Source organism: Chitinophaga silvisoli (assembly GCF_003412465.1).
Taxonomy (GTDB): domain Bacteria; phylum Bacteroidota; class Bacteroidia; order Chitinophagales; family Chitinophagaceae; genus Chitinophaga; species Chitinophaga silvisoli.
Genome location: NZ_QTJV01000006.1, coordinates 187,897 through 213,428, shown reverse-complemented (window position 1 = coordinate 213,428; position 25,532 = coordinate 187,897). Strand labels below are relative to the sequence as shown.

Genomic DNA, 25,532 nt, shown 5'->3' with positions numbered 1-25,532 from the left:
TTCAGGATAAATCCTTATAATTGAATAAACCTAAAATTGTTTGTTATGGCGCTTATTAAAGACAACCTTATCTTCGAATACGTCAATGGCTCCCTTGGTGATCAAATCACCATTTATAGGCGAAACGGCCAGGTAATAATGGCCAAAAAGCGCGGCCGGTCTAATAAAAAGCCAACCCAAAAACAATTGGAAGCCAGGTATAAAATGCAAGTGGCAGCCGCTTATGCGAAGACCATGCTGGAAGACCCCGAACTGAAAGCATACTACCTGTCCAAAGCATGCCCCGGACAAAATGCATGGAATATGGCCATAAAAGATGCATATAACTCCCCCGAAATACAACAACTCCGCCTCGAAGACACCACTGTTATTGTAACTGCCAAAGATGAATTCAGGGTAGCTGAGGTAGACGTACAGGTAATTGATGCAGAGGGTATTTTATTGGAAAGAGGAAAGGCCGTGCTGGGAAGGAATGGCGTGGATTGGTATTATAAAGCGGCCAATATACCGGCAGGAGGGAAGCTGATAGCCGTGGCCGTAGACCTGGCAGGAAATGAAACCCTAAAAGTGATACAATTGGAATAGATGGAAAATAAATGCCCGGTAGACCTTGAATGCGCATGATTACCTGTTGCCTACCAGGCCTTATTATTTATTTATGTAACTGCAACAACTCTCCATAGGCGACTGCTGCCTTGTGCACCTGCACGAGCCAATCCTCTGCTGCATTATCATCTGCACCATCTGAAATATATTTCAGACAAAGGAATGGAATCTTTTCCTTCATAGCAATCAATGCAATCGCATATGCTTCCATATCGACTACATTGTATGCAGTGGAAGAATGCCCCATTTCAAAATTATCTCCCGTTCCACAGGTAGCCACATTCACACCCTCCATTGTCAAACCATATTCAAGTAATGGCGGCACCCCGGATAAGGGCGTTTCATACTGTGCATACCCCAGTCCTCTTACATCCATATCCCGCTGTATGAATTTCGTACAGCAAACCACTTCACCTTTCTTAAAGAAATTACTGCCTGCAGAACCCAGGTTCACTATCAACGCCGGTCTCCTGATCCCGATCGCCTTCGTTAGTTCGTAAGCCGCATTCACCTTGCCAATCCCCGTGATGAGCGTATGATGACTTTCAAATACCTCCGCCGCTTCAGCCGGCAGTGCAAAAGAGAACAATACTTCTTCAAGAGGAAAAGAATATTCCTGATTAATCCTAATCATTCGTTTTTTTCTGATTTGGCCGCAAAGGTAGTACTAAATTGGCCATTTTATAAGCCCACATTTAATTTACTCCCACTCAGAAGGAGCCTTGCCAAACTTTTTCTTAAATGAATAGGAGAAATGAGACAGGCTTTCAAAGCCAAGATCAAGATAAATAGCAGCCGGCTTCTGCTTCTTTTTCTCTATCAGGTGCCTTGCCTCGGTGAGCCTTTTTTCCAATAGCCATTGCCGTGGAGCCAGCCCAAATGCCGTTTTGAAATCCCGCTTAAATCCAGCGAGACTCCTGCCTGTGAGCTCCGCAAATTTTGCAATGGGTACATTATAATGAAAATTGCGTAGCATGAATTTTTTTAGATCAATCTTATAAGGGGTTGAAAAATCAAAGAGGAAATTCCTGAGTGCTGGCACGGCATCCAGGAGCAGGATCACAGCTTCTTTCACCTTCAGATTACCAATATCCCTGTGAATCTTATCGGCCGGTTTGCGCACATATGGTTGAATGGATTGAAAAAATCCCTGCAGGAAATCATTGGATGGGATGCGGATATTGCGCGGACCAGTATAAGGTTGGGTGACCTCTACCTGTTCTTCCAGCGCAATATTCCTGAGCATGTCTTCCTGCAGGGATATCAGGATGGTTTCATAATCTTCTCCCGGCAAAGGTTGTTTTGTAACCTGCCCCAGTTGGTTCTTTCCAATCAGGAGGAGCTGGCCTTTTTTCAGGCTGACTTTCTGATCGGCAGTTTCCAGTGTGTACTGTCCGGCGACTTGCAGCAGCAGGATGTTGTGTTCAAGAAACGCAACGTCTTCTTTTCGCAATGTAGAGAGGAAAGTACGGAAGATGATTTCAGCCATGTTGTAATGTTAACGTTGCAGATAAGTACCACCAAGTATGGCACCCGGTGCAAAGGTACTGTTCAGTGCCTCCATCTCTTCCCGCGTAAATACAATTTCCATGGCCTGCAGGTTCTCCGGTAAACGGGTTCTTCTGCTCATACTTACCAATGGCATGATATGTTCTCCCTGTGCATTCACCCAGGCAATCGCCAGTTGTGTAGGTGTAAATCCTTTGTCTTTCGCCATCTTTTTTAAGACCTCTACCTTTTCAAGGTTCTTCACGAGATTATCTCCCTGGAAGCGAGGGAAGTGGGTCTGGTAACTACCTGCAGGCAAGGGTGCTTTCATCTCACCTGTGAGCAGACCTTCGGCTGTGTTTGCAAAAGCAACTACGCCGATGCCTAATTCCTTTGCTGCCGGCAGCAGTTCTTTTTCTATCTGGCGGTCAGCCAGTGAATATCCAATTTCCAGTGCGGAGACAGGATATACGCTATGTGCTTTGCGAAGCTGATCGGCAGTGATCTCGGATACACCGAGGTAACGCACCTTACCTTCTTTGATCAGGTCGGCCACAGTACCGATTACATCTTCTATAGGAACGCTGTTATCCAGGCGGCAGGGTTGATACAGATCGATAGTATCTATGCCCAGGCGCACAAGGGAATAGTTAATGAAATTCCTGATGGCAATAGGACGAATGTCCAGTCCTAACATACGACCATTGTCGAAGATAGCTCCAAACTTCACACTGATAAATGCATCGTCTCTCCTGCCTTTGAGGGCTTTTCCTACCAGTAATTCATTATGGCCGGCACCATAGAAGTCGCCGGTATTCAGGAAATTGATGCCACTATCCAGTGCCTGGTGTATTGTGGCGATGCTTTCGGTCTCGTCATTAGTCGAGCTGCCCCATACAGACGACATACGCATACAGCCTAAACCGATCTTTGAAACAAGTGGCCCGTTGGTGCCTAATTGTATTTTTCTCATGATGCTTGCATTGTTGATTAGTAAAACAAAGGTCAGGCATAAATTGTTATGTTGAATTGCCTGCAAAGCTCAAATTACTTTCTTCCACGGCTCAGCATTATTTTCAATTTATGCGCTCAGCTGATTATAATCAGTAATTTATGTAATATCATTCTTCCTTTCCTTAATAATATTCTATAATTTCGCGTGGATTATCATACCTACATTGCGAAAACTAGCAGTCATATTGAGCCCATTCCTGTTTTTCATCTTCCTGATGGGAAGTATGAGAACCTCAATATTATACGCTGTTTACGAGTACGATACGCAATTGTTTGTAAGCGCATTTTGTGAAAACAAGAACCGGCCTGAGTTGCACTGTAATGGTAAGTGTCAGCTGGTAAAGATGCAAAAAGAACAGCGGGGGAATAGTACCGAAAAATTATTAAAAGAGCTGGCTGCAGAAGCAATGGCTTGCCCAATTCCACCTTGTATAGACTTCGCTAAGCAAGCATTTACACAGGTAGACGATAAGATGTATCCTGTATTTACGCACCCTTCATATACCTACCTGTTTACAGACCCACGTAAGAAACCTCCACAGGCGTAGGCCAATTTACACATCTGAATTTTCAATGAACATGATTTACTAAATGCGCCATGCATTTGGAATGAATATGTGTGCTTATAACAATTACGCGCGCATATAAGGGCCAATCTATGCCTGGTAATTTTTAAAATACCATCCAATGAACTTACTTAAATCTCTTTTGATATTAATTTCCTTTTCCTGCATCGTGTCCTGTAGCAAAAAAGATGATCCTGTGATTACGAATGATCCCGATGGACTAACACTCGTTACCACACTTACAAATGATACACATAAGATAGGGCTCTACACCGCCAGCGGCAAGTTGCAGACAGGCTACAATGAGGTCTATATCCAGATTAAGAATATCCAGGGAAGCAACGAAAGCAATGCAGGGGTGACCTGGACCCCCTTGATGCATATGATGGGCATGACGCATTCCTGCCCGGCATCTGCTATTACAAAACAATCAAACGGCATTTATAAAGGTTACATCGTATTTCAAATGGCAGGAACGGAAGATGAATACTGGGACCTGACATTGAACTATACCATTGGTGATGCTACCTATACTGTGACCGGTACGATCGCAGTATCCGAATCAGCGAAGCGGGTAGTAGAGACATTCCAGGGTAGTGATAATATCCGTTATGTACTGGCGCTGGTGAATCCCACCAAACCCGCTGTAGCAGTAAATGATATTTCTGCAGTGTTATATAAGATGGAGTCAATGACAAGTTTTGTAGTGGTTAATGATTATACCATTAAAATTGATCCAAGAATGACAGGCATGGGCAATCATACCTCTCCCAATAATGTAGACCTGACCCAGGGTACAGGTGGTATGTATTATGGCAAGCTAAGCCTGACCATGACGGGGTATTGGAAGATCAACCTGCAACTTGCTGATGCTACGCAGGCAATCGTAAAAGGCGAGGCCGTAACAGCTACAAATGAAGGTAGCAGTATCTACTTTGAACTGGAATTCTAAAGATGATTGTATGTTTCGTTTGACTTGCTTATTAATCCTTTTCAGCCTTAATGTTTATTCCCAGGATACAATGAAGACCGACCTGCTGAAAGAAGTGGTGATCATTCACAAGCGTTCATTATCTGACAAGACAGATAAGCCTTTGTCTTCACTAGACAAATACCTGGAGAAATCCAATATGGTAAACATGGTAAGGCGTGGTGCCTATGCCTGGGAGCCCTATTTAAATGGAATGAGTGCAGAGAGAAGCGTGGTGACGATTGATGGCATGCGGATTTATGCAGCCTGCACAGACAAAATGGACCCGGTAACCTCTTATGTAGATATTATGAATCTTGCAAAGGTCAATGTGCATAGCGGACAGTCAGGTTCCGCCGGCGGCTCCGCAATAGCGGGGAGCATAGACCTGGTGAGGAATAAGGGGGTGTTCGGGAAGAAGGAGATGTCTGGCATGCTCTTCACGGGGTTTGAGACGAATAGCCGGCAGCAGGTAATTGGAGGCGCACTTACTTATTCACAGCCAAAAGTATTTACAAACCTGGATTTCACTTATCGTCATGCAGGGAATTATAAAGCTGGTGGTGGCGGGGAAGTATTGTATTCCCAGTACTCTAAGTACAATGTATCTGCCATTGCGGGCTATAAGGTGAATGAACATTCTCAGCTCGAAGCGTCTTTGATTTATGATCGTGCCGTGAATGTGGGGTATCCTGCATTGACGATGGATGTAGGGCTGGCCAGGGGCGTGATAGCATCCCTGGCTTACATCCGTCATGGATGGGAGACTAAGGTATATTACAATACAATCAAGCATGTGATGGATGATACGAAACGACCGGTGGTGGCTATTCGTATGGATATGCCGGGATGGAGTAAAACGGCGGGATTTTATTCTTCCCTGAAGGGGAGTTTTAAGAAGCATGACTGGAAAGCAAATATAAGCGGGCATTACAATAAATCTTTGGCGGAGATGACGATGTATTCAAATACGCCGGGAGAGAAGGATATGTTTATGCTGACATGGCCGGGCGTACTGACGTATTATGGAGATGTGTATGGGGAGGATCGTTATACGCTGGCGAAGAACTGGCATGTACTTGTGAATGGAGGCGTAGGGGTACAGGATAATGTGGTGGATGATCATTTGGGCCTGGAGAGTTTGAAGATTTTTTACCCGGGGATGGAACGGAGTAAGGTACGGGTGTTGAAGCGCTTATCGACGGCGTTGAATTTTACACAGGCACATGTGCAGTATACGCTTGGTGTGGCTTATGGGGAGCGTGCACCCAGTGTATCTGAAGGTTATGGGTATTATTTGTTTAATAGTTTTGACAGGTATGATTATATAGGTAATCCGGAAATGAAGCAGGAGAAATCGGTGAGTGTAAATGGAGCGGTCTTCTTGCATGCATCGAAGTTTTCCGCTAAGCTGTCAGGTTCTTATTTTCATTTGATGGATTATATCATTGGCCGGCCGCGACCGGGATTAAGCGTGATGACGATTGGAGCGGCAGGAGTGAAGATATATGAGCAGTTAGGATATGCGAATATATTCAATGTGGGGGCGGAGGCGGATTATCAGTTTGCCGGGCATTTTACATGGAGTAATCGTGTAGGCTATCGTAGGGGATCTGGTGAGGGCGTGAAGAATCTGCCATTGATCCAGCCCTTTACCTATAGTTCAGGTCTCGCGTTTGGTTGGAAGGCTTTTGCAGCAGATGTAAATTGCAATGGAGCGGCAGCGCAGGATAAGTATAATGCAGCGTTTGGGGAACAGGCTTTGCCGGGGTATGCGGTGTTAAATTTGTCGGCCAGTTATAAATTTTCTTTTGGGAAGCAGGGCCTGATGGTAAAAACGGGAGCAGAGAATTTGTTGGATAAGAAGTATACGACGTTTGCGGATTGGAACAGGGTGCCGAGGATGGGGAGGAATGTGTTTGTGAATTTGATATGGAGGTATTAGTCCAAAGAAATTGAGCCGCCTCCTGAGAGGCGGCTTTATAATTTACCATTTTCTTAATCCCAGTAATTTCTCTCCCAGTTCAGTCAGTGCTGCCACAGGCTGTTGTTTTTCCCTGTTCAAAGGATCGCCTGGAAATGCATATCCATCAGGTGCCACTTTTTCTTTCCAGGAGCGGATGCGCCATTGCCTCATCTCTTCATTGTTTTCATTGGCGGGCATCATAGAAATATATTGGGCGATGCGGACCTTGTCTTTGCTGTTATTAGCGCGGATGCCGTGCGGCAGGGAGCTGTTGAAAATGAGCAGGTCGCCGGCTTCCATTTTGACTTTAGTAGGAATAAAGCCGGTCGTATCCGGTTTGAAATGATCCCTGTCCGCAGGTTGGGTCAGTTTCCAGGTGTCGTAAGTCCTGAATAGTTCAGGAATGCATTGAAATCCGCCCATATTTTCATCGGTCTGGTCTGCGAGAGCCAGTACACCCTGTACATTTTGCGGTTTTGTTTCAGGATCGTAATCCCAGTGGATGAAGGCTTTGTATTCATGGCCGGGGCGGATGGGAAAATTGAGGTTGGCGCGATCGATGGTCACCCATAGTGCTTCCATGCCCCAGATGTCGGCAAAGGCCTGGTGAATGCGGGGGTATTGGCGGTTATCCCAGAGGTATTCTCCCCCAGTATGCGGAAGAATTTTTACTGGCATTTTCACCCGGAGATCGAATTGGTGTATGTAGAAGCATTGAGTGGGATCCGGCATGTAGGCCGGCATATTTCCGGGTATACGGGGAGTGACCTGGTGCTCATCGGCCCGGATATCCCCCATCTTAATTTTGATTACGGTCTGGAAACGGAGTATAAGCAGATCGTGGTGCAACTGAAACCGGATTTTTTAGAAACGCTGATAATGCCAACGGCCGAATTTGGGAATATCAGGGCTTTATTTGAGCGATCTTATAAAGGACTGGCATTTTATGGGGAAACGAGAGAAAGGGTCGTAAAACGGCTGAGAGAGTTAAATATGGAGCATCCTTTCGAGGCCTTACTGGGTTTATTGGAGATTTTCCAGCTCTTGAGCGGGGCGGCACCAGGGGAGGTGGAGGTGTTGAATCAGGAAGATACTGCTTCGAAATGGTTATTGAATGACAAAGTGAGGATGGGGACGATTTATGACTATGTGAATGAGAATTATGATAAGGAGCCGGATGTGAATGAGATAGCGGGCAAGGTGCATTTGAGCACGGCGGCGTTTTGCAGGTATTTTAAACGGCAGACAAAGATGACGTTTACAGCGTTTGTGAACCAGTACAGGCTGAGTAATGCAAAAACACTGTTATTGCAGGGAAAGAGTGCGAACGAGGTGTGTTACGAGGTGGGATTTGAGAGCGTGAGTTATTTTAACAGGTTGTTTAAGAAGGTGGTGGGGGTAACTCCGGCGGTGTTTAGAAGGGGGTATAAAATTAATGTGTAAATTTGTTCCAAATTCAAATCTATGCAGGATACAAAGGGGATGTTGGACAAGATCAGGCATCACGATAAATTATCAATCGCGCTGAATCAAAACTGTGCTATTCCATTGCCGGAAGATGTGATGGAGATCCTGGCCCGGCCGCATAGACTCACCTTTTATTATTTCCAGTTCATAGTGACGGGCTCGGCTACCTTTGTCACTGATTTGAATGAGTTTAGCATTGCTGATGGCGGACTCGCATTTGGATTACCGAACCAGGTTTTTACGAAATTGCCCTATGATAAGAATAATTTTCAGTTTGCTTTGTCCTTTGATGAAAGTACGCTGATGTTATTGCCTGTAACCTATCCATTTCTTGTCAACCCTTATAACGTTAACGCCATCTCTTTTGATATTGCCTCTCAATTAAGGGTGAAAAATCTGCTTTCCGGATTATTCCAGTTACTGCATGCCAGCGGAAAGCAACGCAAGGCCGAGGTGATCCTGGCGCATTTGCATACTATTCTGACGGAGTTTAATACAGCCTATTTTGAGCAGTACGGAGAGCAGGATGTGCATACGGGGGCGAAGTTGTCGAAGTACATTGCCTTTAAAATGGCGGTAGAGACGAACCTGTCTGAGCAGCATGATGTACAGGGAATAGCGGATCAGCTGGCTTTGACTTCAAGTACCTTGTATGGGATTGTAAAGGAGTTTGCCGGTGTGTCGCCGAAGGAATGGATTACGAATAGATTGATGCTGGAGGCCCAGCGGAAGTTGCAGTATTCGAAGCTGTCGGTGAAGGAGTTGGCTTATGAGTTAGGGTTTAATGATCCGAGGTATTTTTCGCGGGTGTTTAAGAAGAGTACGGGGAAGAGTGTGAGCGAATACCTGGAGGAGTTGCAGGATTTAAAAAATGCACAAAATTAAATATTGGTCCTTACCACGATTTGTCCCACAATAAAAATGATTTGTCCTCATTAGCCTTTTCCCGGCGTTCTACCTTCGTTTCATAAATTTAAATTATGAAATCAGCATTAGTAACAGGTGCCAATAAAGGCATTGGCTTTGAGGTAGCAAAAATACTCGCACAAAAAGGTTTCTTTGTTTATTTAGGATGTCGCAATCTTGAATTGGGTGTGGCTGCCGTTGAAAAACTAAAAGCACAGGGCTTGCAAAATATCGCTGCTGTTCAGTTGGATGTAAGCAGTCAGGATTCAGTAGATGCGGCCAGGAAATCTATCCAGGCATTGGATATCCTGGTGAATAATGCCGGGATAGCAGGTGGATTTGAACAATCAGCCATCAGCTCAGGAGCAGCGGAGTATTTGTCGGTGTATGAGACGAATGTATTCGGGGTAGTAAGAGTTACACAGGCATTTATTGATTTGCTTAAGCAATCGTCTGCACCCCGGATCGTCAATGTAAGTACAGCAATGGCATCTATTTCACTGGCGGCGGACCTGGAGAATAGTAATTATCCTAAGCGATATGTAATTTATCAGTCTTCCAAGGCAGCCTTGAATATGTATACGGTGCAGCTGGCTTATGAGCTGCGGGGTACGGCGTTTAAGGTGAACGCGGTGTGTCCGGGATATACCAGGACAGATTTTACGGGCCATCAGGGCACCAGCACTGCAGAAGAAGCGGGCCAGCGGATAGCAAAATATGCGTTGATCGGGGAGGATGGGCCGACGGGTAAGTATTTTAGTGAAGAGTATTACCCGGCACCGGCTACTTGTCCATGGTAGAGGCGTTTGCGATCTGTGGGAATTTTTTAGTAAGAGGTGAGTAGGTTGGTGTTATGCCTGCTCACCTTTGTTTATTATTTGGTATAGTCATAGAACCCAGGGCCATTAATGATTAAAATCATAACTTCGTCTTCCTATGGAAGCGATGCCACTAAAAAGAATAGAGGATGTGCCAAAGCAGATCCTGCTGATCTTCATATGATGCGCCATATTATGGCCAATACAGGGATGTATGCTCAACATGAATAATAAACCAATAGATATGAAAATAAAGATGGCAGTTCAAACACTCTTCATGCTGACCTGCTTTACTGTGATAGCCAGTGCGACGAATCTGCGTAGTGAGATAAAATTAAGACCAGATACCACTACCACTCCCGATTTCTCCCTTATTGACAGTGATGGAAATAATATATCCATCAGCTCCCTGCGCGGCAAGGTCGTGTTCATCAACTTCTGGGCTACCTGGTGCCAGCCTTGTGTGCAGGAGATGCCTTCTATCAATGAATTGAAAGCATCTTTCAAAGACAATGACGAGGTTGTGTTTTTGACAATAGACGTGGATGCGGACCTCCCTAAATCAAAAGCTTATATGGATAGCAAGCATTTTACGCTTCCGGTATATGCAGCCACTACAGCCATACCGCGGGTATTTTACTATCACTCTATTCCAACCTCCACTATCCTTGCAAAGAATGGAGACATGGTCTGGCATGTTGAGGGAGGCAAGGATTATACTTCTCCTGAGATCCGGAAGATTTTGACTGATCACATTGCAGGCAGGTAATCAGTGCGTCCTTCCTTCCTGCCGTCCTGATAACGCATATGTATTGGATTTCCCTTTGATTTCAATTGTGAGGAATGAGGAGAAGAAGCGCTGATCCTAATCAATCAACTAAGAGTGAAAAAATCTTTACTTTAGTTGCTCCTTAGTGTAATATGCCCAATATGATTAAAGCAGGTATTTTATTATTACTTGTAAGCGGAATATTATCTTCCAATGCTAACTTAGATACAATCAAAGTAGACGGCGGATCAATATCCGGCACTTATAATGAAGACATTCATATCTACAAAGGCATCCCCTTCGCAGCCCCTCCTATAGGCGATCTGCGCTGGAAAGCACCCCAACCGGTGATCCCCTGGGAAGGTACTAAGTCATGCAACACCTTCGGCCCAAGCGCAGTACAAGGCCCCCCTACACCTTTCGGCCCCTGGAGTGAAGAATACCTGATACCAAAGGAACCCATCAGTGAAGACTGCCTGTATTTAAATGTATGGACAGGTGCAAAATCCCCTTCTGAAAAACGGCCGGTAATTGTATATATCTACGGCGGTGCTTTTGCCGGTGGCGGTTCAGCGTGCCCGGTATATGACGGGACGGCCATGGCGAAGAAAGGCCTGGTATATGTGAGCTTCAATTACAGGGTAGGCATCTTCGGTTTTATGGCACATCCGGAATTGAGTGCGGAATCTCCCGCCCATGCATCCGGTAATTATGGACTCCTGGATCAGATAGCAGCACTTAAATGGGTGCACCGGAATATCGCTGCTTTTGGAGGCGATCCTGAAAATGTGACTATTGCAGGGCAATCAGCGGGGGCAATGAGTGTGCATTGCCTGGTAGCCTCTCCCCTGGGAAAAGGCTTATTTAAGCGGGCTATTGCCGAAAGCGGGGCCATGTTTGGGAAGTCGATGACCACTTTGAAACAGGGCGAGGAAAAAGGTGCTGCGCTGGGAACAGGTATTGCGGAGCTGAGAAAATTGTCCGCAGCAGCGTTATTACAGAAGCAGTGGCAGGGGCGCGGACCTATTATAGATACTTATGTCTTGCCTGAATCGCTGAGCGATATTTTTGAAGCAGGAAAGGAGAATAAGGTAGACTTGCTGACAGGCTGGAATGAGGATGATGGCGTTGATTTTAGTACAATAACGGCAGCGGATTTTAAGGCAGATATCGCGGGTGAGTATGGAAATGATGCTGCGAAATTGTTGAGCTATTATAAACCTGATAGTGATGTGGATATGCCTGGTGTGCAAACCAGGTATTCCAGGGACCTTGTATTTGGTGTACAAAATTATACCTGGGCTGGCGTGCAGGCCAGAAGAGGGAAGGTGTATGTGTATAATTTTACAAGGAAATTGCCGGCTACGGGAGAGTACATTAAATACGGCGCTTTTCATACCGGAGAGGTGGCGTATGCTTATAATAATTTAAAATTTGTGAAGCGCTGTCCTTTTGAGAAAGTGGATTATCAATTAGCGGAAGTGATGAGTAGCTATTGGGCAAATTTTGTAAAGACAGGAGATCCGAATGGGAAAGGCTTACCTGCCTGGAAGCAGTATGATGAGAAAGGGTACGCAACCCAGATATTGGGGGAGCAGGTAAAAACGGAGCGTTTGCGTACAAGAGATGTGTTGGAAATCTTACAGCGGCATTTATATTAAGCCGACCTGGAAATGATCTGGAAGCAATCATTTCCAGGTACCCGGGAACAATAGCAGAGATGATCTCACCCTGCCTGTGTAACTATGGGTGGAGGGTTCCAGCTTTTTATTTCAGCTGTGGTCAATATATTAAAAGGCGGGAGAGTACCCCCTAATTCTCCGCAGTAATCTGTGAATACAACCTGTGCTATTTTATAATGCCTGATCACATATGAACAAAGAATGCAGGGCTCTACATTCGAGTATAAAGTCGCCCCTGCGCAGGAGCCATGTCTATGCACCGCATCCAGCACCGCTACTACTTCCGCATGCCGTGTTACATCTTTCAGCCGGCGGCTTTGTTCAGTGCCTTCGCCTATAATAACACCATCTTTTACGATGACACAACCGACTGCACTTTCTCCTGCCTGTGCAGCCTCCTGTGCTAGTTCAAGACTACGCTCCAGATAAGGACGATGATTTTCCATTTAATGCAAAGATAGGTTTATTATATTTGCCCATATGATGTTTACTAATAAGAAAGCGGTGATCTTCGATATGGATGGTGTGGTTATTGACAGTGAAGGATGCTGGTCAATAGCTGAGCGGGAAGTCTTTACATCATTGGGAGTAAAGATGACCGAAGAAAATTGCCTGTTGACACGGATGATGACGGTATCTGAAGCTTCCAACTTTTGGTTTGAAAAATGCCCCTGGAGCAATGTATCTGTCCAGGCGGCGGAGCAGATGGTGGTAGCAAGAGTAATTGAGTTGATCAAAACGGGAGATTGTGAAATTGCACATGTGCGTGAGTTTATTCAATATTTAAAATCTTTGGGTTGTAAGATCGGACTGGCTACTAATTCCCCGGCGTATTTAATACCAATTTGCCTGGAGCGGGCGGCAATTGCAGATTTGTTCGATGTAGTATCTTCTGCTGAAGATGAGGCGAATGGCAAGCCGCACCCGGATGTATACCTTACTACTGCGAAGAAACTGGAGGTAAGGCCGGAAGACTGTGTGGTGATTGAAGATTCCTATCATGGTCTCCAGGCAGGGAAAAGTGCGGGAATGACAGTGATTGGGTTTACGAATGGGAGGAGGGAAATAACATTTGATATTGCAGATTATATGTTACATAGTTATGTACTTTGAATTGCTGCCTTCAGAAGAGCTGGCCCCATTCATTAAATGCTTCTGGTTGTTTAAGAATGAATCGGATGCAGCATTGCATTTTACTACCCTGCCTGACGGTTGTCTGGAACTGGTAGTGTTCTACCAGGCACAAAAGATTAAAAGCGTCAGTGTATTCGGCATCCTGTCTGCCCCCTTTGATCTGGTGATGCCGGCAAATGAACTGAAGATGGGTATTCGTTTTACCCCTCTTGCTAAGGAATACTATCTCGATAAATGTTCTACGCTCGACCGCTTTGCGGATTTCTCTAAAAATGGATTGGAACACTTTGCGGAGCAGGTAAGTGCCGATATGCAAAGCATGCTGCCTGAGATAGATAATAGAAAACTACTGCTCTATAACCTTTTGCAAAAAAGTGCTGGAAATATTGATGTGGCATCCCTCGCGGCACAATGCTTCTGGAGTTCCCGGCAGATCAACCGTTATCTCAATAAGGAACTGGGCATGTCGTTGAAAAGCTATTGTAATATTCTTAAATGCTATGCTTCCTACAAAGAGATCAAGGCTGGTGATCTCAATCCGGATACGGGATATTATGATCAGTCACACTTTATACGGGAGATCAAAAAGCATACGGGTACAACTCCGAAAGTATTGTTGAAAAATGAGGCCCGGCGTTATTTGCAGTTGAACGATCCGGATGTCTGATTTATCCTATTTTCTGCCTGGAAGGGGCGGTAATTTTGTATTCTAAACAGGAATACAATGAGAATAAATCACATGAATCTGGTCGTGACAGATGTCGCAAAAGCAATTGAATTATTTGAAAATCACCTGGGGTTTACCTGTATTGAAAACAGGAAAGATATGGTTGGGGTGTTGACCAATGAAGATAAATTTATCCTGATCTTCTGGTCCGCGAAGTTAAATAAGTCGGCAGCAGTAAGCTATCCTGAGAACTTTCATATCGGTTTTTACCAGGAGGACCAGGAGGCCGTGCGCAGGATCTATGAGGCTTTAAAGGTGAATGGTGGCGAGCTGACATTCGAGAGTGAACCCCGTAAATTGAGGGATACCTTTGGCTTTTACTTTCACTTCGATCAATTGATGATAGAGATCAGTGTGTTGCCGGCATAATGTACTGCCATTGATCCGTTTACAGGAAAAGTAAAGTTCAGGCGACTACCTGAACTTTACTTCAAACAAATAAGGCCATTGCTTCCCTGTTACAAAAAAACTCCCTCTTGCACTATCATATGCGATGCCGTTCAGCACATCTTCATTCGGATCAGGTAGCTGAGCCGGGTTGAATACCTTACCTCCCTGTGCAAAGAGATCGGTGAGATCTGCCCTGGCGACCACGCTGCCGGTCTCCGCGTTTATTTTCAGGATATTGTTTGTCAGGAATTGATTGGAATAGATAAAGCCATCTACATATTCCAGTTCATTGATGTTATTCACCGGACCATTCTGATCTGTTACACTCAGTACTTTTTGCACCTGCAGGGTATTGGGATCCAGGAATTGCAGGTTGGATGTACCCGTACTGGCGATGAGGCTTTTACCGTCATGCGTGAGTGCCCAGCCTTCCCCCGGCCATGGGTATTCGGCGATCTTTTTGAAGTCTTTCAGATCATAGACAAAGACCTTGTTGCTGCGATAGGTGAGCTGGTATATTTTGTTGTCAAAGATGGTGATCCCTTCTCCAAAGATGGATTTGTCGATATAGTGTTCCCTGATAGCTTTGCCGGTAGCCAGGTCTACCTGTGCGAACTTGCTGAATCCCTCACGGCCGGTGCTCTCGAAGAGTTCATTGTTATGCACCAGGAGGCCCTCTGTATAAGAGGAGGTGTCGTGCGGGTATACCTTCACAACGGTGTATTCCATGAATGCGGGTGAGGTGACAGCCGTAACACTTTGTTCCTTCGGTTTATTGTTATTATTACACGCTGTAAAAACCAGGCCTATTGATATTGCTAATCCCCTTAGTAGCTGAACATGTTTCTTCATTGCTCTAAGATAGGATAGTATTGGCATAATAAAAAAGGCCCCGTGCCTTACCTGGGGCAAAGCACGGGGCGTTGATTACCTGTGATATTTTGTATTCCTTGCATCCCGTATCGGCCCTTTCCAATCCAGGCCATATCCGAAGTCATAACTATGCCCATCCGCATCCTCGTAACATGCCATATCATAAGGCACATCTTCACTTTGCTTCTCTACCGTAGCCATATCCTTCGGCATCTGCAGGGGCAATAAGCCAGTCGGTTCCGTCCTGCCTGATATAATCTCCATCAAAGCACTTGTGGATACCCCAAAGTGTACGAGCAGGCCATCCACACTTTTTTCAAATTCACTGAACACCATTGGCTTGCCTGCATTGACTGCCACTATCACTGGTTTACCATTCATCACTGACCTGGTATCCAGGATCGTTTGCAGGTCCATGAAGTTATTGGCAGTGACGATCTTGTTTTTATAAGACCTGTTTTTCACTTCCGGTGCTACTACCGGGTCACCTGCTGCAATACTTTGTTCACGGGCATCTACCGCCTTGTACATGCCATATTGCAGGGTGATGGGCAGATAACCATTACCGCCGGCTTTTCTGTCTTCCGCACTATAGCCATTTTCGCCACTTGCCGGACTTGATACAAACACGATGGCAAAGTCAGCCTTCTCCGGTGAATTGGTGATGTTGTAGTATTTCTTAATAGTATTGGTATCGACGGGGTAATCGAAATGCGGTAAGGTAGCGATGCCCCACCAGTTCTTCGTCATGGGATAATAGATTTTAGGGATATAAACCGTTTTCCTGCCCGTTACAGGCAGTACACTGGCATGGTTCTTCAACATTACGACAGACTTCAGCTGCGCATCAAAACCCGCTTTCATAAAGTCCGGATTGCCTACAATAGCTTTGCTCTTTGCACTGTCCAGGTATGGGTTTTCAAACAATCCAACCCGGAAGATATTTTTAAGCAGGCGCACTGCTGAACGCTGGAAGCGCTCTTTCATAAATGCCTCCCCATGTTCTTTCACCCCCATCTGGTAGGCCGCTATCACCGGCTTTACATCATTATTCCCTCCAAACTGATCCACACCGGCTATCAGTGCCTGGTAATGCCTTTCATCTACTGTTTTGGTCTCCATGCCCCAGGGCTTCCCTTCAAAGATGTCAGGTGCAGCGCCTTCATTGGCAGTAATGAGCCAGTCGGTACAAATGACACCATCATAATGATATTGGCCTCTGAGCAGGTCGGTAAGCAGGTATTTGCTATAGCCATTGCCTACCCCTTTAGGATCAATGCCATAAGAGATGGTATAGTAAGGCATGACGGCGGCCACTTGTTTTGTCTTGCCGCTGAGTTTTAAAGCCCCGTCTACAAAGGGCGTAGTATGTGCAGCGAAGTTCTTACCAGGGTAAACGGCAAACTTACCATAGGCAAAATGCGCATCCCTTCCACCTTCTTCCGGACCACCACCCGGCCAGTGTTTGACCATGGCATTGACACTGGTCCATCCCCAGCCGTCTTTTATTTCATCGCTACCCTGGGAGGTCTGGAAGCCATCGATATAAGCCCGTGCCATATCGGCAGACAAGGCCGGGCTCTCGCCAAAGGTGGAGATCAGCCTGTACCACCTTGGTTCTGTGGCCAGGTCCACCTGGGGAGACAAGGCAGTGGTAATACCCAGGGCCCTGTATTCCCTGGCGGCGATGCTACCAAATTGTAGTACGATCCCGGGATCAAAGGTAGCTGCCAGCCCCAGGCCATCGGGCCATTGGGAGATGGCTCCCCCTGCACCTGCATTGAACTCAGCGTTTGACTGCGTTACGTGCCTGGGGTCAGAGCTGTTGTTGACAGGTATGCCTAATGGCAGACTTTCCACATATGCCTGCACGTTATTGTTCCAGGTTGCCGCCACAGCGGGACTTGCCACTGTGGTGATTAAGATATGGCGGAGCTGGTCGTTTTTCAGGAACTGTTTCTGCTGATCGCTGATGTCTGAAGGGGCTGCACCACTTTTGCTGAATGGCTGCCCATTGTAAGTGCCGCTGGCAAAACCCCCTTCGTGGGAAGGAATGGCCTGGTGAAGGCTGTAGAGCATCAGGCCAGCCATTTGCGCTACCGTCATTTTGGATACCAGGTCTTTGGCCCGCTCTTCTATGGGTAGCCGCCAGTCCTCGTATTTATCCAGTTTCCCGTTCTTATTCAGGTCTTTAAAATGCAATTTCCCGATGCGCAGGATCTTTACCCCGGAGTTGCTGGCATAACCCAGTGTGGGGCCTTTGGGGTTGGCAATGGTCAGGTAATTTTGTCCATATGAATGCATCACTCCCAGTAAAAGTGATAACGTGATAATTCCCTTTATCATTTCGCAGGATTTTTTTCATGAAACGTTGAATTCATGGGCATTAGCTACGAATGCCTCAATATGAAGCAATGATAAAGCTATTTTCCGGATTTTCAAGGGAAATGTGTAGTGAGCCGTTTTCTAAGGAGCATCATATTGACCCGGAAGAAGTCATAAAACATAGCGATGATCAATACGCCCCCGGCGATATAAAAGCAATGATATTGGAACTTCACAAAGGCAAAGCCCCCGATGATGCCGCCAAGCAGGAAGAAGCCGATAATGGTGCATCTGAGCAGGATCTTTTTGCGGACTTTGGGGAATTTCATCAGGGCGGCTGCCAGGTCGATGCCAAGGTCTGTAAACATGCCGGTGAGGTGGGTGGTTCTTACTACGGAACCGGAGATCATAGATACCAGTGCATTCTGCATACCCATGGCAAAGAGGAGGCTGCCGGCAAAGTATTCCGTTTTTACCACGCTCTTATCGAAGGTATGCCCAAAATAGCCGACTAAAGCAAGGATGACGATTTCGGCGAGAATGGGCAGGGTGTATGCATTGGTCTTTGAAATGTATAGGCTGGAGCAGAAGGCCCCCGAGAGGAAGAGGATGAGCCAGAGTGCAACCATTCTTACGGCGCGGAGATCGCCTTCGGTGATCTTCAGGGCCAGGAGGGCTGCATGGCCGGTAATATTGGTGGTAAGGACAAAGAAGCCTAGAAATCCTGAAGCGTTGACAAAGCCTGCTGTTAAACAAAGCATGACGGCCAGGCGGATATTATGTTTGAAGCTTCTCTTTTGTCCCCGGTGTCTGAACATTTTCTATTCTGTTTTGATCCAGCAGCTAAACAAGGTGTCTACATCACATTTTACCAGTTGATACGATGCCGGAATTCTCGTATGTGAACTTTGGTAGGTAGCCAGGCGGGTGCCTGCGGGCCTGGTATTGAGCATTGTATACAGGTAACCTGCATAGTACTCGTATAAACTTTCTGAGTGATCGATGCTATTATCTATATGCAGACTTTCATCTACCAGGTTCTCATAGAAAGGATTGTAGAAATAGAAATGATCGAAGGCGGAGAAATCCAGTTGGGTGAAATCTCCATGTATGAAAGAGGTATTGTTAAGGCCGAGTTGCTGTTGCACCTGGTTGGCGATCTTTACCAGGCTGCTCCTTTGTTCTATGCCATAGAAGGTGCAATCACTGAAATAATAGCCTGCATTCAGGCAGAATTTGCCTACGCCTGCGCCGATATCGAGAATATTGGAACCGGGAGTGACTGCCAGGAAAGCAGCTGCCTGTCGTGCGATTTCGATAGGTGTCCAGTGAAGGTAGGAGAGGCGGCGTATGGGAGTAGGGTATAACTGATCGAAGTTTTTATTTGTCGAATAGACGCTATCTGATGTAGTATTACTTGTCATACACTGTCCTATAATAAAATTGTACCTTTATTCTGCCTGCAAAGGTACCAACTTCCCAGGGCAGTAACTTTGCAAGTTGTCAATTTGAAAGTTGATAAAAATTAACTTTTATGAGTTTAAAGGGGATATTTCCCATAGATAAGTGGATTTTTCGTTCCAGGTCGATCATGGAGAGTTTGTCAGGCGAAGAGATGGAAAGGCTGCTATCGGATATGGTAGAACAGGAGTACAAAAAGGGACAGATCATTTTCAGGGAAAATAATCCTGCTTTTGGTATTTATTATATCAAGCAGGGCAAGGTCAAGAAATATAAGCAGGACAGGAACGGGCATGAGCATATCATTTATGTGGCGAATGAAGGAGAGCTGATCGGCTATCACCCCGTATTGGCAGGGAGTACCTATCCTGACTCTGCAGCAGCCCTGGAAGATAGCAGGATTGCGTTTATACCGAGGGAGGCGTTTTTGGCGGCAATGGAGTGGGCACCTAATCTGACGAAACATTTATTAAGTGCGCTTAGTTATGAATATAGTGTGCTGGCAAATAGTTTGTCTATCGTGGCAAAGCATTCTGTACGGGAAAGGCTGGCGATTTCGCTGATTGTACTGAGGGAGAAGTATAAGGTGTCAGCGCAGGATACAAGTGATGTGTCTATTAATATTTCACGGAAAGACCTGGCGAGTATGACGGCGACTACGGAGGAGAATGTGGTTCGGATTCTAAAGGAACTGAAAGAGGAGGGAATTGTAGGTACGCAGGGGAGAAAGATAATTATTCATAATGTAAAGGCATTGGTAGAGATAGCAAATTATTCTTAAAGGGGGCATGAGAAAATTATAAATGGTTGGGAAAGTAAAATCAGGAACTACCATGTGCGAAGTGTGTATAAGAGCAATTGATAGTGCTATGAAAAGAAATAAAACTATTGTATATTTCACTCCATATAATCACCAACTTTATATTTCTTGTTCATGAGATAAATCTGATCGCGTCCTATGTCTGAATACAAGCAATATGGTGACAGTGAGCTGGTTCTGTTATTAAGGCAGGACGATCCGAATGCTTTTACCGAAATCTATTCCCGCTACTGGAAGCGGTTATTTACACTGGCGCTTCACCGTCTGCACTCCCGCGAAATGGCGGAAGATGTAGTCCAGGATGTCTTCTCCGGACTCTGGCAACGCCGTGCCAATACCATCATCGATGCACTGGAACCTTACCTGGCCGTAGCGACCCGTTACGCAGCCTTCAGGCAATTATCCAAAAGCAGGATGACAGTAGAGGCTGATAGTCTGCTCGAGACTATGCTCTCCGATACCGACGATGCTACCGCAGTACGATTCCTGCAGCAGTCCATGCAGGAAGAATTAAAGGCATTGCCCGGGAAATGCCGCCTCGTGTTTGAATATAGCAGGAACAAAGGCATGTCTAATAAAGAGATCGCACAGCAACTGGACATCTCTGAAAAAGCCGTGGAAAAACACATCACGAAAGCCCTTCAGCGGCTTCGGATCCAACTGAGGCACTACCTCCATCTTTTCTCTATCCTTCCCTAAAAAATTTTTTTCATCCACAGGTAGGGTTAAGTACTATACCCGGTACTTATATTATATACCTGTAAATGTAATCCGCAAGAATGGAAATGAATGAACTAGTCCACCTGTCCCGGAAGTACCTGTCCGGAACGGCCAGTGAAGCTGAGAAATCCGAATTATTGCAATGGTACAATGCATATGATGAGGAAGAACTGACCGCTTACCTGCAGGCAGATCAGGACGAAACTGAAGAAGCGCTGGAAGCACGCATGCTACTGCGTTTGCAGGAGACCAATTATATTGGCGGCAGGCAGAAAATTCATTTCCTGCGGAGGAGAAGTGTTCAGGTGGCAGCCAGTTTGCTGTTGGTGTGTGCAATAGGTGGAGGGTGGTTGTTTACAAGAAACCATCCTGAAAAGAAACTAGTGGCACAGTCAAATCTCCCTACACTCATCCTTGATGATGGTAGTGAACTGACTCTGGATACTGCAAAAAAAGGGATCCTTTCCCGGCAGGGGAGTACCAGTATTGTGCAGTCTTTAACCAAACTGTCCTACCGGCAGCAAGGTAATGAAGTGAGCGCTACAATTCATTATAATACGTTACGCACACCAAAAGGCGGCCAGTTCACACTAGTCCTGCCAGATGGTACCACTGTATGGTTGAACGCCGCATCTTCCATTCGTTTTCCAACTGCCTTTACCGGCCACGAACGCAATGTAAGTATCACCGGTGAAGCTTATTTTGAAGTAGCTGCTGTAGCCAGCCAACCGTTTACCGTTACTACCGGGAGCACAACAGTGCGCGTACTGGGTACCCGTTTTAATGTAAAAGCTTACGAAGATGAAAGTCAGACAGCTACCACCTTAATACAAGGTGCAGTCCTTGTAAACGGACAGCAATTATTACCAGGTGAACAGGCCATCGTAACGGGTAGTTCACCTGTCATCAACAAACATGCAGATGTAGCAACTGCTATTGCCTGGAAGAATGGACTCTTCTCATTCAAGGATGCGGACATTGCAACTGTGATGCGCGAATTGGTAAGATGGTATGATGTAAAGGTCGTATATCCGGAAGGGATACCAGAGGGAACATTCAGTGGCGACTTGTCAAGAAGTTTGAGTATCGGCCAACTGGCCAGTTTGATGGAAACAACCAGAATACATATGAGGTTATCAGATGAGGGCAGGAGCATAATTGTAACCTCACGATGAAATAATTACCACCAGGAAATTCAGTCATTATCTATTGTTGTCACTGGCCGATAAATCATCAGCCGGAAGGGACATGTCAACCCCTATATAACCAGCATTCTCAACCAAATTATCAGATGTATGCAATTCATGCCACATTGCATAGAGCCGTTGTGCGCCCTAAAAAGCGCCACAATGAAACGGTTCTTAGCACAACCAACCAAAATCAGGCGTATTATGAAACTGACCGTTATCCTGCTTACCGTGTTCGTATTACACATCAGCGCAAGAGGATTGTCACAGGAGGTGACGCTTTCCTGCAAAGACATGCCACTACCCCAGGTATTAGGCATCATCAAAGAGCAAACAGGTTATGTCTTTTTTTATCGTCCCAAAGATCTTTCAGGTGTAGCACCTGTATCTGTTCAGTTCAATAGCATCCCTATCAGTGATGCGTTGAAACAATTACTCCATAAGCCATTGGTGTATGCCATGCAGGGGAATACCGTGGTGATATCTGTTGAAAACAATGTCAGCATCGTTCATGCCGATATTCCGCTGGCAGATGTGAGCGGGACTATTACGGATGACAAAGGTGTTCCCTTACCCGGAATTTCTGTTCGCATCAGGGGGAGTAAAAATGGTACCGTTACCAATCAAAACGGGTATTTTCAATTACATAATACTGAGGATAAGAGCGTACTACTCATTAGTGGTGTGGGCTTTGAAACCCAGACCCTGGTGGTGAATGGCAGTACCCCGGTCAAAGTGATCCTGAAAACAAAGGCCGGTGAACTGGAGCAGTATGTAGTAGTGGGATATGGCAGTGTGAAGCGGAAGGATCTGACTGGTGCTGTCGCATCTGTAGATGTAAAGGAAATTGAAAATGTTCCTTTTGCAAGCATTGACCAGGCATTGAGTGGTAAGGCTGCGGGCGTGCAGGTGACCCAGGCAGACGGTTCTCCCGGTGGTGTGGCCAAGATCAGGATTCGTGGGGGTACTTCCCTGATTGGAGGTAATGATCCTTTGTACATCATTGATGGAGTACAGGTGACCATTCAGAATCGGTATATTCAGAACCAGGCGGAGGTCGTGAATCCTGTGGAGCGTTTTGGCAGTGATAATCCCAATTCATCAGTAGGCGGTTCCTTTGCCCGGGGATTGAATAGTCTGGCTGGTTTAAATATCAACGACATTGAATCCATCGATATCCTCAAAGATGCTTCAGCCACTGCGATCTATGGTTCCAAAGCGGCGAATGGTGTGGTCATCATCACTACGAAGAAAGGAAAGATGAACCAGAAGCCGATCCTTGAAGCAAACTACTACATAGGGGCCAGCCAACCTATTAAAGAAAAATTGCTGAATGCAGACCAGTACCGCATGATCATGAAGGAAGCAGCGAAGAACCTGAATGATGCCAGGGCGCTGCAGGGATTGGCAGCAGATGCTACTGCCAGCAATATCCTCAATAATCCCGATTTTCTGGGTACGGCCAAAACTGATTGGTTAAACCAGGTATTGAGAACCGGTGTGCTGCAAAATGCTGATGTGGCGGTAAGAGGTGGTGGGAGTGGATCCCGGTACTATACCTCTCTTGCCTACCTGAAACAGGGCGGTACAATCAAAGGTACCGATTTCTCCCGCGTATCCGGCAAGATCAGCCTGGATAATGAGATTACAAAGAAATTCAGGGTGATCAGCAACCTGGATTACGGGTTTACAAAGAACAATATCACAAACGGCATGTATGCCCAGGCCTTGTATGCACCTCCAACTTTGCCTGCTTACAATGCGGATGGTACCGTACACCAGTTTTTAGCTTCAGATATCGGCGGATCTAATTACGAAGGGTATCAGAACCCATTGGTGCTTTTAGATGGCAAAAATGAGGCTAAAACAGCCTCTTTATTAGGATCCCTCTCCGCGGAGTACGACATCCTGCCTACCCTGAAATTCAGGAGCATTGTGTCTGTCAATTATAACAACTACCACCAGCTTAATTATGTACCCAGTACTGCAGTGATTGCATCTCCCAATGGGGTCGGCAGTTCCAATGGTGGTACGGGATCTCAGAGTCAAACGGAAGATGTTAATTCATTTTACGAAAATACCCTGACCTGGGATAAGCAATTCAACAGCAACAACAGGATCAATGTAGTAGGTGGTACTTCCTGGCAAAAGTACAGGTACAATTCATTTTCTGCCAGTGGCCAGGGATTCCCGGATGACAAGTACCTGAATAATCTCTCTTCTGCTGCGGTGACATTGCCATCTACCGGTACCAGCGGACAAAATAGTTTGCTGAGTTTTTATGCCCGTGCAAATTATGCTTTCCGGGAAAAATACCTTCTCACCTTTACCGGGCGTTCTGATGCTTCTTCTAAATTCCCTTCGCACAACAGGGTGGGGTACTTCCCTTCGGGTGGTATTGCCTGGCGTGCTTCCGAGGAGCATTTCATGAAGGGACTTCACTGGCTGAGTGAACTCAAACTGAGAGCCAGTGCAGGGTATACTGGTACGCAGAACTTCGGCGATTACATGTATTATACCTTGTATACGCCTGCTGCCTATGCGGGGAGTAATGCCCTGGTGCCTACCCAGTTGGGGAATGACAGGATTCGCTGGGAATCTACCTTGCAAAAGGATCTCGGTATTGACTTTGCCCTGTTTAATTCCAGGATCCGGGGCGTAATTGGGTATTATGAAAAATTGACGACGGGTTTATTGCTTACTACAAGTCTGCCACCCAGTGCAGGGTATGGTAGTGTGATCACCAACCTGGCAACGATCCGTAACCGCGGCCTGGAAGTAGACCTGCGTGCAGATATCCTGCGCGGGAAGAATTTCCAGTGGACCAGTGCCATAAATATCTCCGGCAACCGTTCCCTGGTAAAAGACATCAGCACTGACTTTACCAATCCAAATGATAATCCGCAGGATGCGCAATATAACCTGGGTAATAGTATTGTTCGCAAGAACCAGCCCCTGGGCCTGATCTATGGTAAGCAGTTTACCGGCATTATCCGTACGCAGAAGGAGCTGGATGATTACAAACATGATTTTGTATACGCACAGTACTTTGCCCGCTATATGGGTATTGGTGACCCGATGTACAAACTCGATAATACGGGATATTTTGCCCAGGATGTGATCGGGCATGCACAACCAAAGTTTTACGGCGGTTTTACTAACACCTTCACCTGGAAGAATTTTAGCCTGATCACTTTGCTGACATTCTCTTATGGCGGAGATATGTTGTACCTGGCTGATATCCAGAATGAGTACGTTAATGGCCGTACTAACAAAGGGGTACGGATCCTGGATCGATGGACCCCGGAAAATCCGGATAGTGACAGGCCAAGATTAATGCTTGGGCAGAATTCCATTGCTTATACGGCCAGCAATAATGTATACGATGCGTCTTATTTAAAACTCAAATCACTGACACTGACTTACAATCTGCCGCCGGCTATTGCCAAATCACTCCATCTCAACACAGCCTCCGCTTATTTATCTGGCAGTAATTTATTTACCATCACAAAGTATCCGGGACCAGATCCCGAGGTGAGTAATAATCCTTACAGCCTTATCAATGGCAGCAGTGATGTAGCTACTTATCCTACAGTGAAACAATACAATTTCGGGCTCAGAGTCGGGTTTTAATTAAATACTA

At 45.8% G+C, this 25,532-nt stretch carries 26 protein-coding genes; 17 read left to right on the top strand and 9 right to left on the bottom strand.

Annotation, left to right across the window (positions count from 1 at the left end; genetic code table 11):
- The first annotated feature begins 45 nt into the window (after positions 1-45).
- Positions 46-585, top strand: a complete 540-nt coding sequence (locus DXN04_RS16475) for a hypothetical protein (RefSeq protein WP_116854480.1) — start codon at positions 46-48, stop codon at positions 583-585.
- 67 nt (positions 586-652) lie between these two features.
- On the opposite strand, the gene DXN04_RS16470 is transcribed toward DXN04_RS16475, so the two are convergent.
- From DXN04_RS16470 to DXN04_RS16460, 3 genes are all read right to left on the bottom strand, one after another.
- Positions 653-1,240: a 5'-methylthioadenosine/S-adenosylhomocysteine nucleosidase family protein gene (locus DXN04_RS16470; protein WP_116854479.1), complete on the bottom strand. Its 588-nt coding sequence runs from the start codon at positions 1,238-1,240 to the stop codon at positions 653-655.
- A 66-nt stretch (positions 1,241-1,306) separates the two neighbouring features.
- On the bottom strand, positions 1,307-2,095 hold the full coding sequence (locus DXN04_RS16465) for a helix-turn-helix domain-containing protein (protein WP_116854478.1): 789 nt from the start codon (positions 2,093-2,095) through the stop codon (positions 1,307-1,309).
- 9 nt (positions 2,096-2,104) lie between these two features.
- Positions 2,105-3,067: an aldo/keto reductase gene (locus DXN04_RS16460; protein WP_116854477.1), complete on the bottom strand. Its 963-nt coding sequence runs from the start codon at positions 3,065-3,067 to the stop codon at positions 2,105-2,107.
- A gap of 265 nt (positions 3,068-3,332) precedes the next feature.
- On the opposite strand from DXN04_RS16460, the gene DXN04_RS16455 reads away from it, so the two are divergent.
- The 3 genes from DXN04_RS16455 (at position 3,333) to DXN04_RS16445 (ending at position 6,589) form a co-directional block, all read left to right on the top strand.
- Entirely contained in the window at positions 3,333-3,656 is a 324-nt protein-coding gene (locus DXN04_RS16455) for a hypothetical protein (RefSeq protein ID WP_147319960.1), read from the top strand.
- Positions 3,657-3,795: 139 nt separating this feature from the next.
- The gene (locus DXN04_RS16450; protein ID WP_199415067.1) at positions 3,796-4,626 is read left to right on the top strand and encodes a hypothetical protein; all 831 of its coding nucleotides are present in this window, start codon (positions 3,796-3,798) and stop codon (positions 4,624-4,626) included.
- A 70-nt stretch (positions 4,627-4,696) separates the two neighbouring features.
- Positions 4,697-6,589 (top strand): TonB-dependent receptor plug domain-containing protein, encoded by a 1,893-nt coding sequence (locus DXN04_RS16445; RefSeq protein ID WP_158569053.1) that lies wholly within the window; start codon positions 4,697-4,699, stop codon positions 6,587-6,589.
- 42 nt (positions 6,590-6,631) lie between these two features.
- On the opposite strand, the gene DXN04_RS16440 is transcribed toward DXN04_RS16445, so the two are convergent.
- Positions 6,632-7,288 (bottom strand): phytanoyl-CoA dioxygenase family protein, encoded by a 657-nt coding sequence (locus tag DXN04_RS16440; RefSeq protein WP_233525609.1) that lies wholly within the window; start codon positions 7,286-7,288, stop codon positions 6,632-6,634.
- Here DXN04_RS16440 and DXN04_RS16435 point away from each other — a divergent pair.
- From DXN04_RS16435 to DXN04_RS16415, 6 genes are all read left to right on the top strand, one after another.
- Complete coding sequence (locus tag DXN04_RS16435; protein WP_199415066.1) at positions 7,265-8,053, top strand: helix-turn-helix domain-containing protein; 789 nt, start codon at positions 7,265-7,267, stop codon at positions 8,051-8,053. The genes DXN04_RS16440 and DXN04_RS16435 overlap by 24 nt on opposite strands.
- Positions 8,054-8,074: 21 nt before the next feature.
- On the top strand, positions 8,075-8,962 hold the full coding sequence (locus DXN04_RS16430) for a helix-turn-helix domain-containing protein (RefSeq protein WP_116854472.1): 888 nt from the start codon (positions 8,075-8,077) through the stop codon (positions 8,960-8,962).
- Between the two features lie 95 nt (positions 8,963-9,057).
- On the top strand, positions 9,058-9,783 hold the full coding sequence (locus DXN04_RS16425; RefSeq protein WP_116854471.1) for an SDR family oxidoreductase: 726 nt from the start codon (positions 9,058-9,060) through the stop codon (positions 9,781-9,783).
- A gap of 108 nt (positions 9,784-9,891) precedes the next feature.
- Complete coding sequence (locus DXN04_RS34810; protein WP_158569052.1) at positions 9,892-10,032, top strand: hypothetical protein; 141 nt, start codon at positions 9,892-9,894, stop codon at positions 10,030-10,032.
- A gap of 13 nt (positions 10,033-10,045) precedes the next feature.
- Positions 10,046-10,570 (top strand): TlpA family protein disulfide reductase, encoded by a 525-nt coding sequence (locus DXN04_RS16420; protein WP_116854907.1) that lies wholly within the window; start codon positions 10,046-10,048, stop codon positions 10,568-10,570.
- A 161-nt stretch (positions 10,571-10,731) separates the two neighbouring features.
- On the top strand, positions 10,732-12,231 hold the full coding sequence (locus DXN04_RS16415) for a carboxylesterase/lipase family protein (protein WP_199415065.1): 1,500 nt from the start codon (positions 10,732-10,734) through the stop codon (positions 12,229-12,231).
- Positions 12,232-12,296: 65 nt separating this feature from the next.
- Here DXN04_RS16415 and DXN04_RS16410 read toward each other — a convergent pair whose 3' ends face one another.
- Positions 12,297-12,698 carry a nucleoside deaminase gene (locus tag DXN04_RS16410; RefSeq protein ID WP_116854469.1) on the bottom strand — a complete coding sequence of 134 codons (402 nt, stop codon included), beginning with the start codon at positions 12,696-12,698 and terminating at the stop codon, positions 12,297-12,299.
- A 34-nt stretch (positions 12,699-12,732) separates the two neighbouring features.
- Between DXN04_RS16410 and DXN04_RS16405 the strand changes: the two genes are divergently transcribed.
- Genes DXN04_RS16405 through DXN04_RS16395 form a run of 3 tightly spaced genes read left to right on the top strand, consistent with a single transcriptional unit; the run spans position 12,733 to position 14,482 of the window.
- Positions 12,733-13,365 carry an HAD family hydrolase gene (locus DXN04_RS16405; RefSeq protein ID WP_116854468.1) on the top strand — a complete coding sequence of 211 codons (633 nt, stop codon included), beginning with the start codon at positions 12,733-12,735 and terminating at the stop codon, positions 13,363-13,365.
- Entirely contained in the window at positions 13,355-14,053 is a 699-nt protein-coding gene (locus DXN04_RS16400; protein WP_116854467.1) for a helix-turn-helix domain-containing protein, read from the top strand. The genes DXN04_RS16405 and DXN04_RS16400 overlap by 11 nt, the downstream gene beginning before the upstream one ends.
- A 57-nt stretch (positions 14,054-14,110) precedes the next feature.
- On the top strand, positions 14,111-14,482 hold the full coding sequence (locus DXN04_RS16395) for a VOC family protein (protein ID WP_116854466.1): 372 nt from the start codon (positions 14,111-14,113) through the stop codon (positions 14,480-14,482).
- A 45-nt stretch (positions 14,483-14,527) separates the two neighbouring features.
- Here DXN04_RS16395 and DXN04_RS16390 read toward each other — a convergent pair whose 3' ends face one another.
- The 4 genes from DXN04_RS16390 to DXN04_RS16375 form a co-directional block, all read right to left on the bottom strand.
- On the bottom strand, positions 14,528-15,355 hold the full coding sequence (locus DXN04_RS16390) for a glutaminyl-peptide cyclotransferase (protein ID WP_158569051.1): 828 nt from the start codon (positions 15,353-15,355) through the stop codon (positions 14,528-14,530).
- A 75-nt stretch (positions 15,356-15,430) separates the two neighbouring features.
- The gene (locus DXN04_RS16385) at positions 15,431-17,722 is read right to left on the bottom strand and encodes a glycoside hydrolase family 3 protein (RefSeq protein WP_116854464.1); all 2,292 of its coding nucleotides are present in this window, start codon (positions 17,720-17,722) and stop codon (positions 15,431-15,433) included.
- A gap of 92 nt (positions 17,723-17,814) precedes the next feature.
- Positions 17,815-18,519, bottom strand: a complete 705-nt coding sequence (locus DXN04_RS16380; protein WP_116854463.1) for a YoaK family protein — start codon at positions 18,517-18,519, stop codon at positions 17,815-17,817.
- 3 nt (positions 18,520-18,522) lie between these two features.
- The gene (locus DXN04_RS16375) at positions 18,523-19,125 is read right to left on the bottom strand and encodes a methyltransferase domain-containing protein (RefSeq protein WP_116854462.1); all 603 of its coding nucleotides are present in this window, start codon (positions 19,123-19,125) and stop codon (positions 18,523-18,525) included.
- 110 nt (positions 19,126-19,235) lie between these two features.
- Between DXN04_RS16375 and DXN04_RS16370 the strand changes: the two genes are divergently transcribed.
- The 4 genes from DXN04_RS16370 to DXN04_RS16355 all read left to right on the top strand — a co-directional run bounded on the left by DXN04_RS16370 (position 19,236) and on the right by DXN04_RS16355 (position 25,522).
- Entirely contained in the window at positions 19,236-19,943 is a 708-nt protein-coding gene (locus DXN04_RS16370) for a Crp/Fnr family transcriptional regulator (RefSeq protein WP_116854461.1), read from the top strand.
- Between the two features lie 177 nt (positions 19,944-20,120).
- A complete protein-coding gene (locus DXN04_RS16365) occupies positions 20,121-20,681 on the top strand; it encodes an RNA polymerase sigma factor (protein WP_116854460.1) in 561 nt (186 codons plus the stop codon).
- A gap of 86 nt (positions 20,682-20,767) precedes the next feature.
- Positions 20,768-21,877, top strand: a complete 1,110-nt coding sequence (locus DXN04_RS16360) for a FecR family protein (RefSeq protein ID WP_158569050.1) — start codon at positions 20,768-20,770, stop codon at positions 21,875-21,877.
- A gap of 174 nt (positions 21,878-22,051) precedes the next feature.
- Positions 22,052-25,522: a TonB-dependent receptor gene (locus DXN04_RS16355; RefSeq protein WP_199415064.1), complete on the top strand. Its 3,471-nt coding sequence runs from the start codon at positions 22,052-22,054 to the stop codon at positions 25,520-25,522.
- Positions 25,523-25,532: the final 10 nt, after the last annotated feature.

What these genes read in the sequence shown, in the direction of transcription:
- DXN04_RS16440 (WP_233525609.1), bottom strand. Translation starts at nt 7,288, where the DNA reads ATGCCAGTAAAAATTCTTCCGCATACTGGGGGAGAATACCTCTGGGAT.
- DXN04_RS34810 (WP_158569052.1), top strand. Translation starts at nt 9,892, where the DNA reads ATGATTAAAATCATAACTTCGTCTTCCTATGGAAGCGATGCCACTAAA.
- DXN04_RS16410 (WP_116854469.1), bottom strand. Translation starts at nt 12,698, where the DNA reads ATGGAAAATCATCGTCCTTATCTGGAGCGTAGTCTTGAACTAGCACAG.
- DXN04_RS16465 (WP_116854478.1), bottom strand. Translation starts at nt 2,095, where the DNA reads ATGGCTGAAATCATCTTCCGTACTTTCCTCTCTACATTGCGAAAAGAA.
- DXN04_RS16420 (WP_116854907.1), top strand. Translation starts at nt 10,046, where the DNA reads ATGAAAATAAAGATGGCAGTTCAAACACTCTTCATGCTGACCTGCTTT.
- DXN04_RS16380 (WP_116854463.1), bottom strand. Translation starts at nt 18,519, where the DNA reads ATGTTCAGACACCGGGGACAAAAGAGAAGCTTCAAACATAATATCCGC.
- DXN04_RS16390 (WP_158569051.1), bottom strand. Translation starts at nt 15,355, where the DNA reads ATGAAGAAACATGTTCAGCTACTAAGGGGATTAGCAATATCAATAGGC.
- DXN04_RS16415 (WP_199415065.1), top strand. Translation starts at nt 10,732, where the DNA reads ATGATTAAAGCAGGTATTTTATTATTACTTGTAAGCGGAATATTATCT.
- DXN04_RS16425 (WP_116854471.1), top strand. Translation starts at nt 9,058, where the DNA reads ATGAAATCAGCATTAGTAACAGGTGCCAATAAAGGCATTGGCTTTGAG.
- DXN04_RS16385 (WP_116854464.1), bottom strand. Translation starts at nt 17,722, where the DNA reads ATGATAAAGGGAATTATCACGTTATCACTTTTACTGGGAGTGATGCAT.
- DXN04_RS16435 (WP_199415066.1), top strand. Translation starts at nt 7,265, where the DNA reads ATGCGGAAGAATTTTTACTGGCATTTTCACCCGGAGATCGAATTGGTG.
- DXN04_RS16430 (WP_116854472.1), top strand. Translation starts at nt 8,075, where the DNA reads ATGCAGGATACAAAGGGGATGTTGGACAAGATCAGGCATCACGATAAA.
- DXN04_RS16360 (WP_158569050.1), top strand. Translation starts at nt 20,768, where the DNA reads ATGAATGAACTAGTCCACCTGTCCCGGAAGTACCTGTCCGGAACGGCC.
- DXN04_RS16475 (WP_116854480.1), top strand. Translation starts at nt 46, where the DNA reads ATGGCGCTTATTAAAGACAACCTTATCTTCGAATACGTCAATGGCTCC.
- DXN04_RS16370 (WP_116854461.1), top strand. Translation starts at nt 19,236, where the DNA reads ATGAGTTTAAAGGGGATATTTCCCATAGATAAGTGGATTTTTCGTTCC.
- DXN04_RS16470 (WP_116854479.1), bottom strand. Translation starts at nt 1,240, where the DNA reads ATGATTAGGATTAATCAGGAATATTCTTTTCCTCTTGAAGAAGTATTG.
- DXN04_RS16400 (WP_116854467.1), top strand. Translation starts at nt 13,355, where the DNA reads ATGTACTTTGAATTGCTGCCTTCAGAAGAGCTGGCCCCATTCATTAAA.
- DXN04_RS16455 (WP_147319960.1), top strand. Translation starts at nt 3,333, where the DNA reads ATGAGAACCTCAATATTATACGCTGTTTACGAGTACGATACGCAATTG.
- DXN04_RS16365 (WP_116854460.1), top strand. Translation starts at nt 20,121, where the DNA reads ATGTCTGAATACAAGCAATATGGTGACAGTGAGCTGGTTCTGTTATTA.
- DXN04_RS16405 (WP_116854468.1), top strand. Translation starts at nt 12,733, where the DNA reads ATGATGTTTACTAATAAGAAAGCGGTGATCTTCGATATGGATGGTGTG.
- DXN04_RS16375 (WP_116854462.1), bottom strand. Translation starts at nt 19,125, where the DNA reads ATGACAAGTAATACTACATCAGATAGCGTCTATTCGACAAATAAAAAC.
- DXN04_RS16460 (WP_116854477.1), bottom strand. Translation starts at nt 3,067, where the DNA reads ATGAGAAAAATACAATTAGGCACCAACGGGCCACTTGTTTCAAAGATC.
- DXN04_RS16355 (WP_199415064.1), top strand. Translation starts at nt 22,052, where the DNA reads ATGAAACGGTTCTTAGCACAACCAACCAAAATCAGGCGTATTATGAAA.
- DXN04_RS16450 (WP_199415067.1), top strand. Translation starts at nt 3,796, where the DNA reads ATGAACTTACTTAAATCTCTTTTGATATTAATTTCCTTTTCCTGCATC.
- DXN04_RS16395 (WP_116854466.1), top strand. Translation starts at nt 14,111, where the DNA reads ATGAGAATAAATCACATGAATCTGGTCGTGACAGATGTCGCAAAAGCA.
- DXN04_RS16445 (WP_158569053.1), top strand. Translation starts at nt 4,697, where the DNA reads ATGAAGACCGACCTGCTGAAAGAAGTGGTGATCATTCACAAGCGTTCA.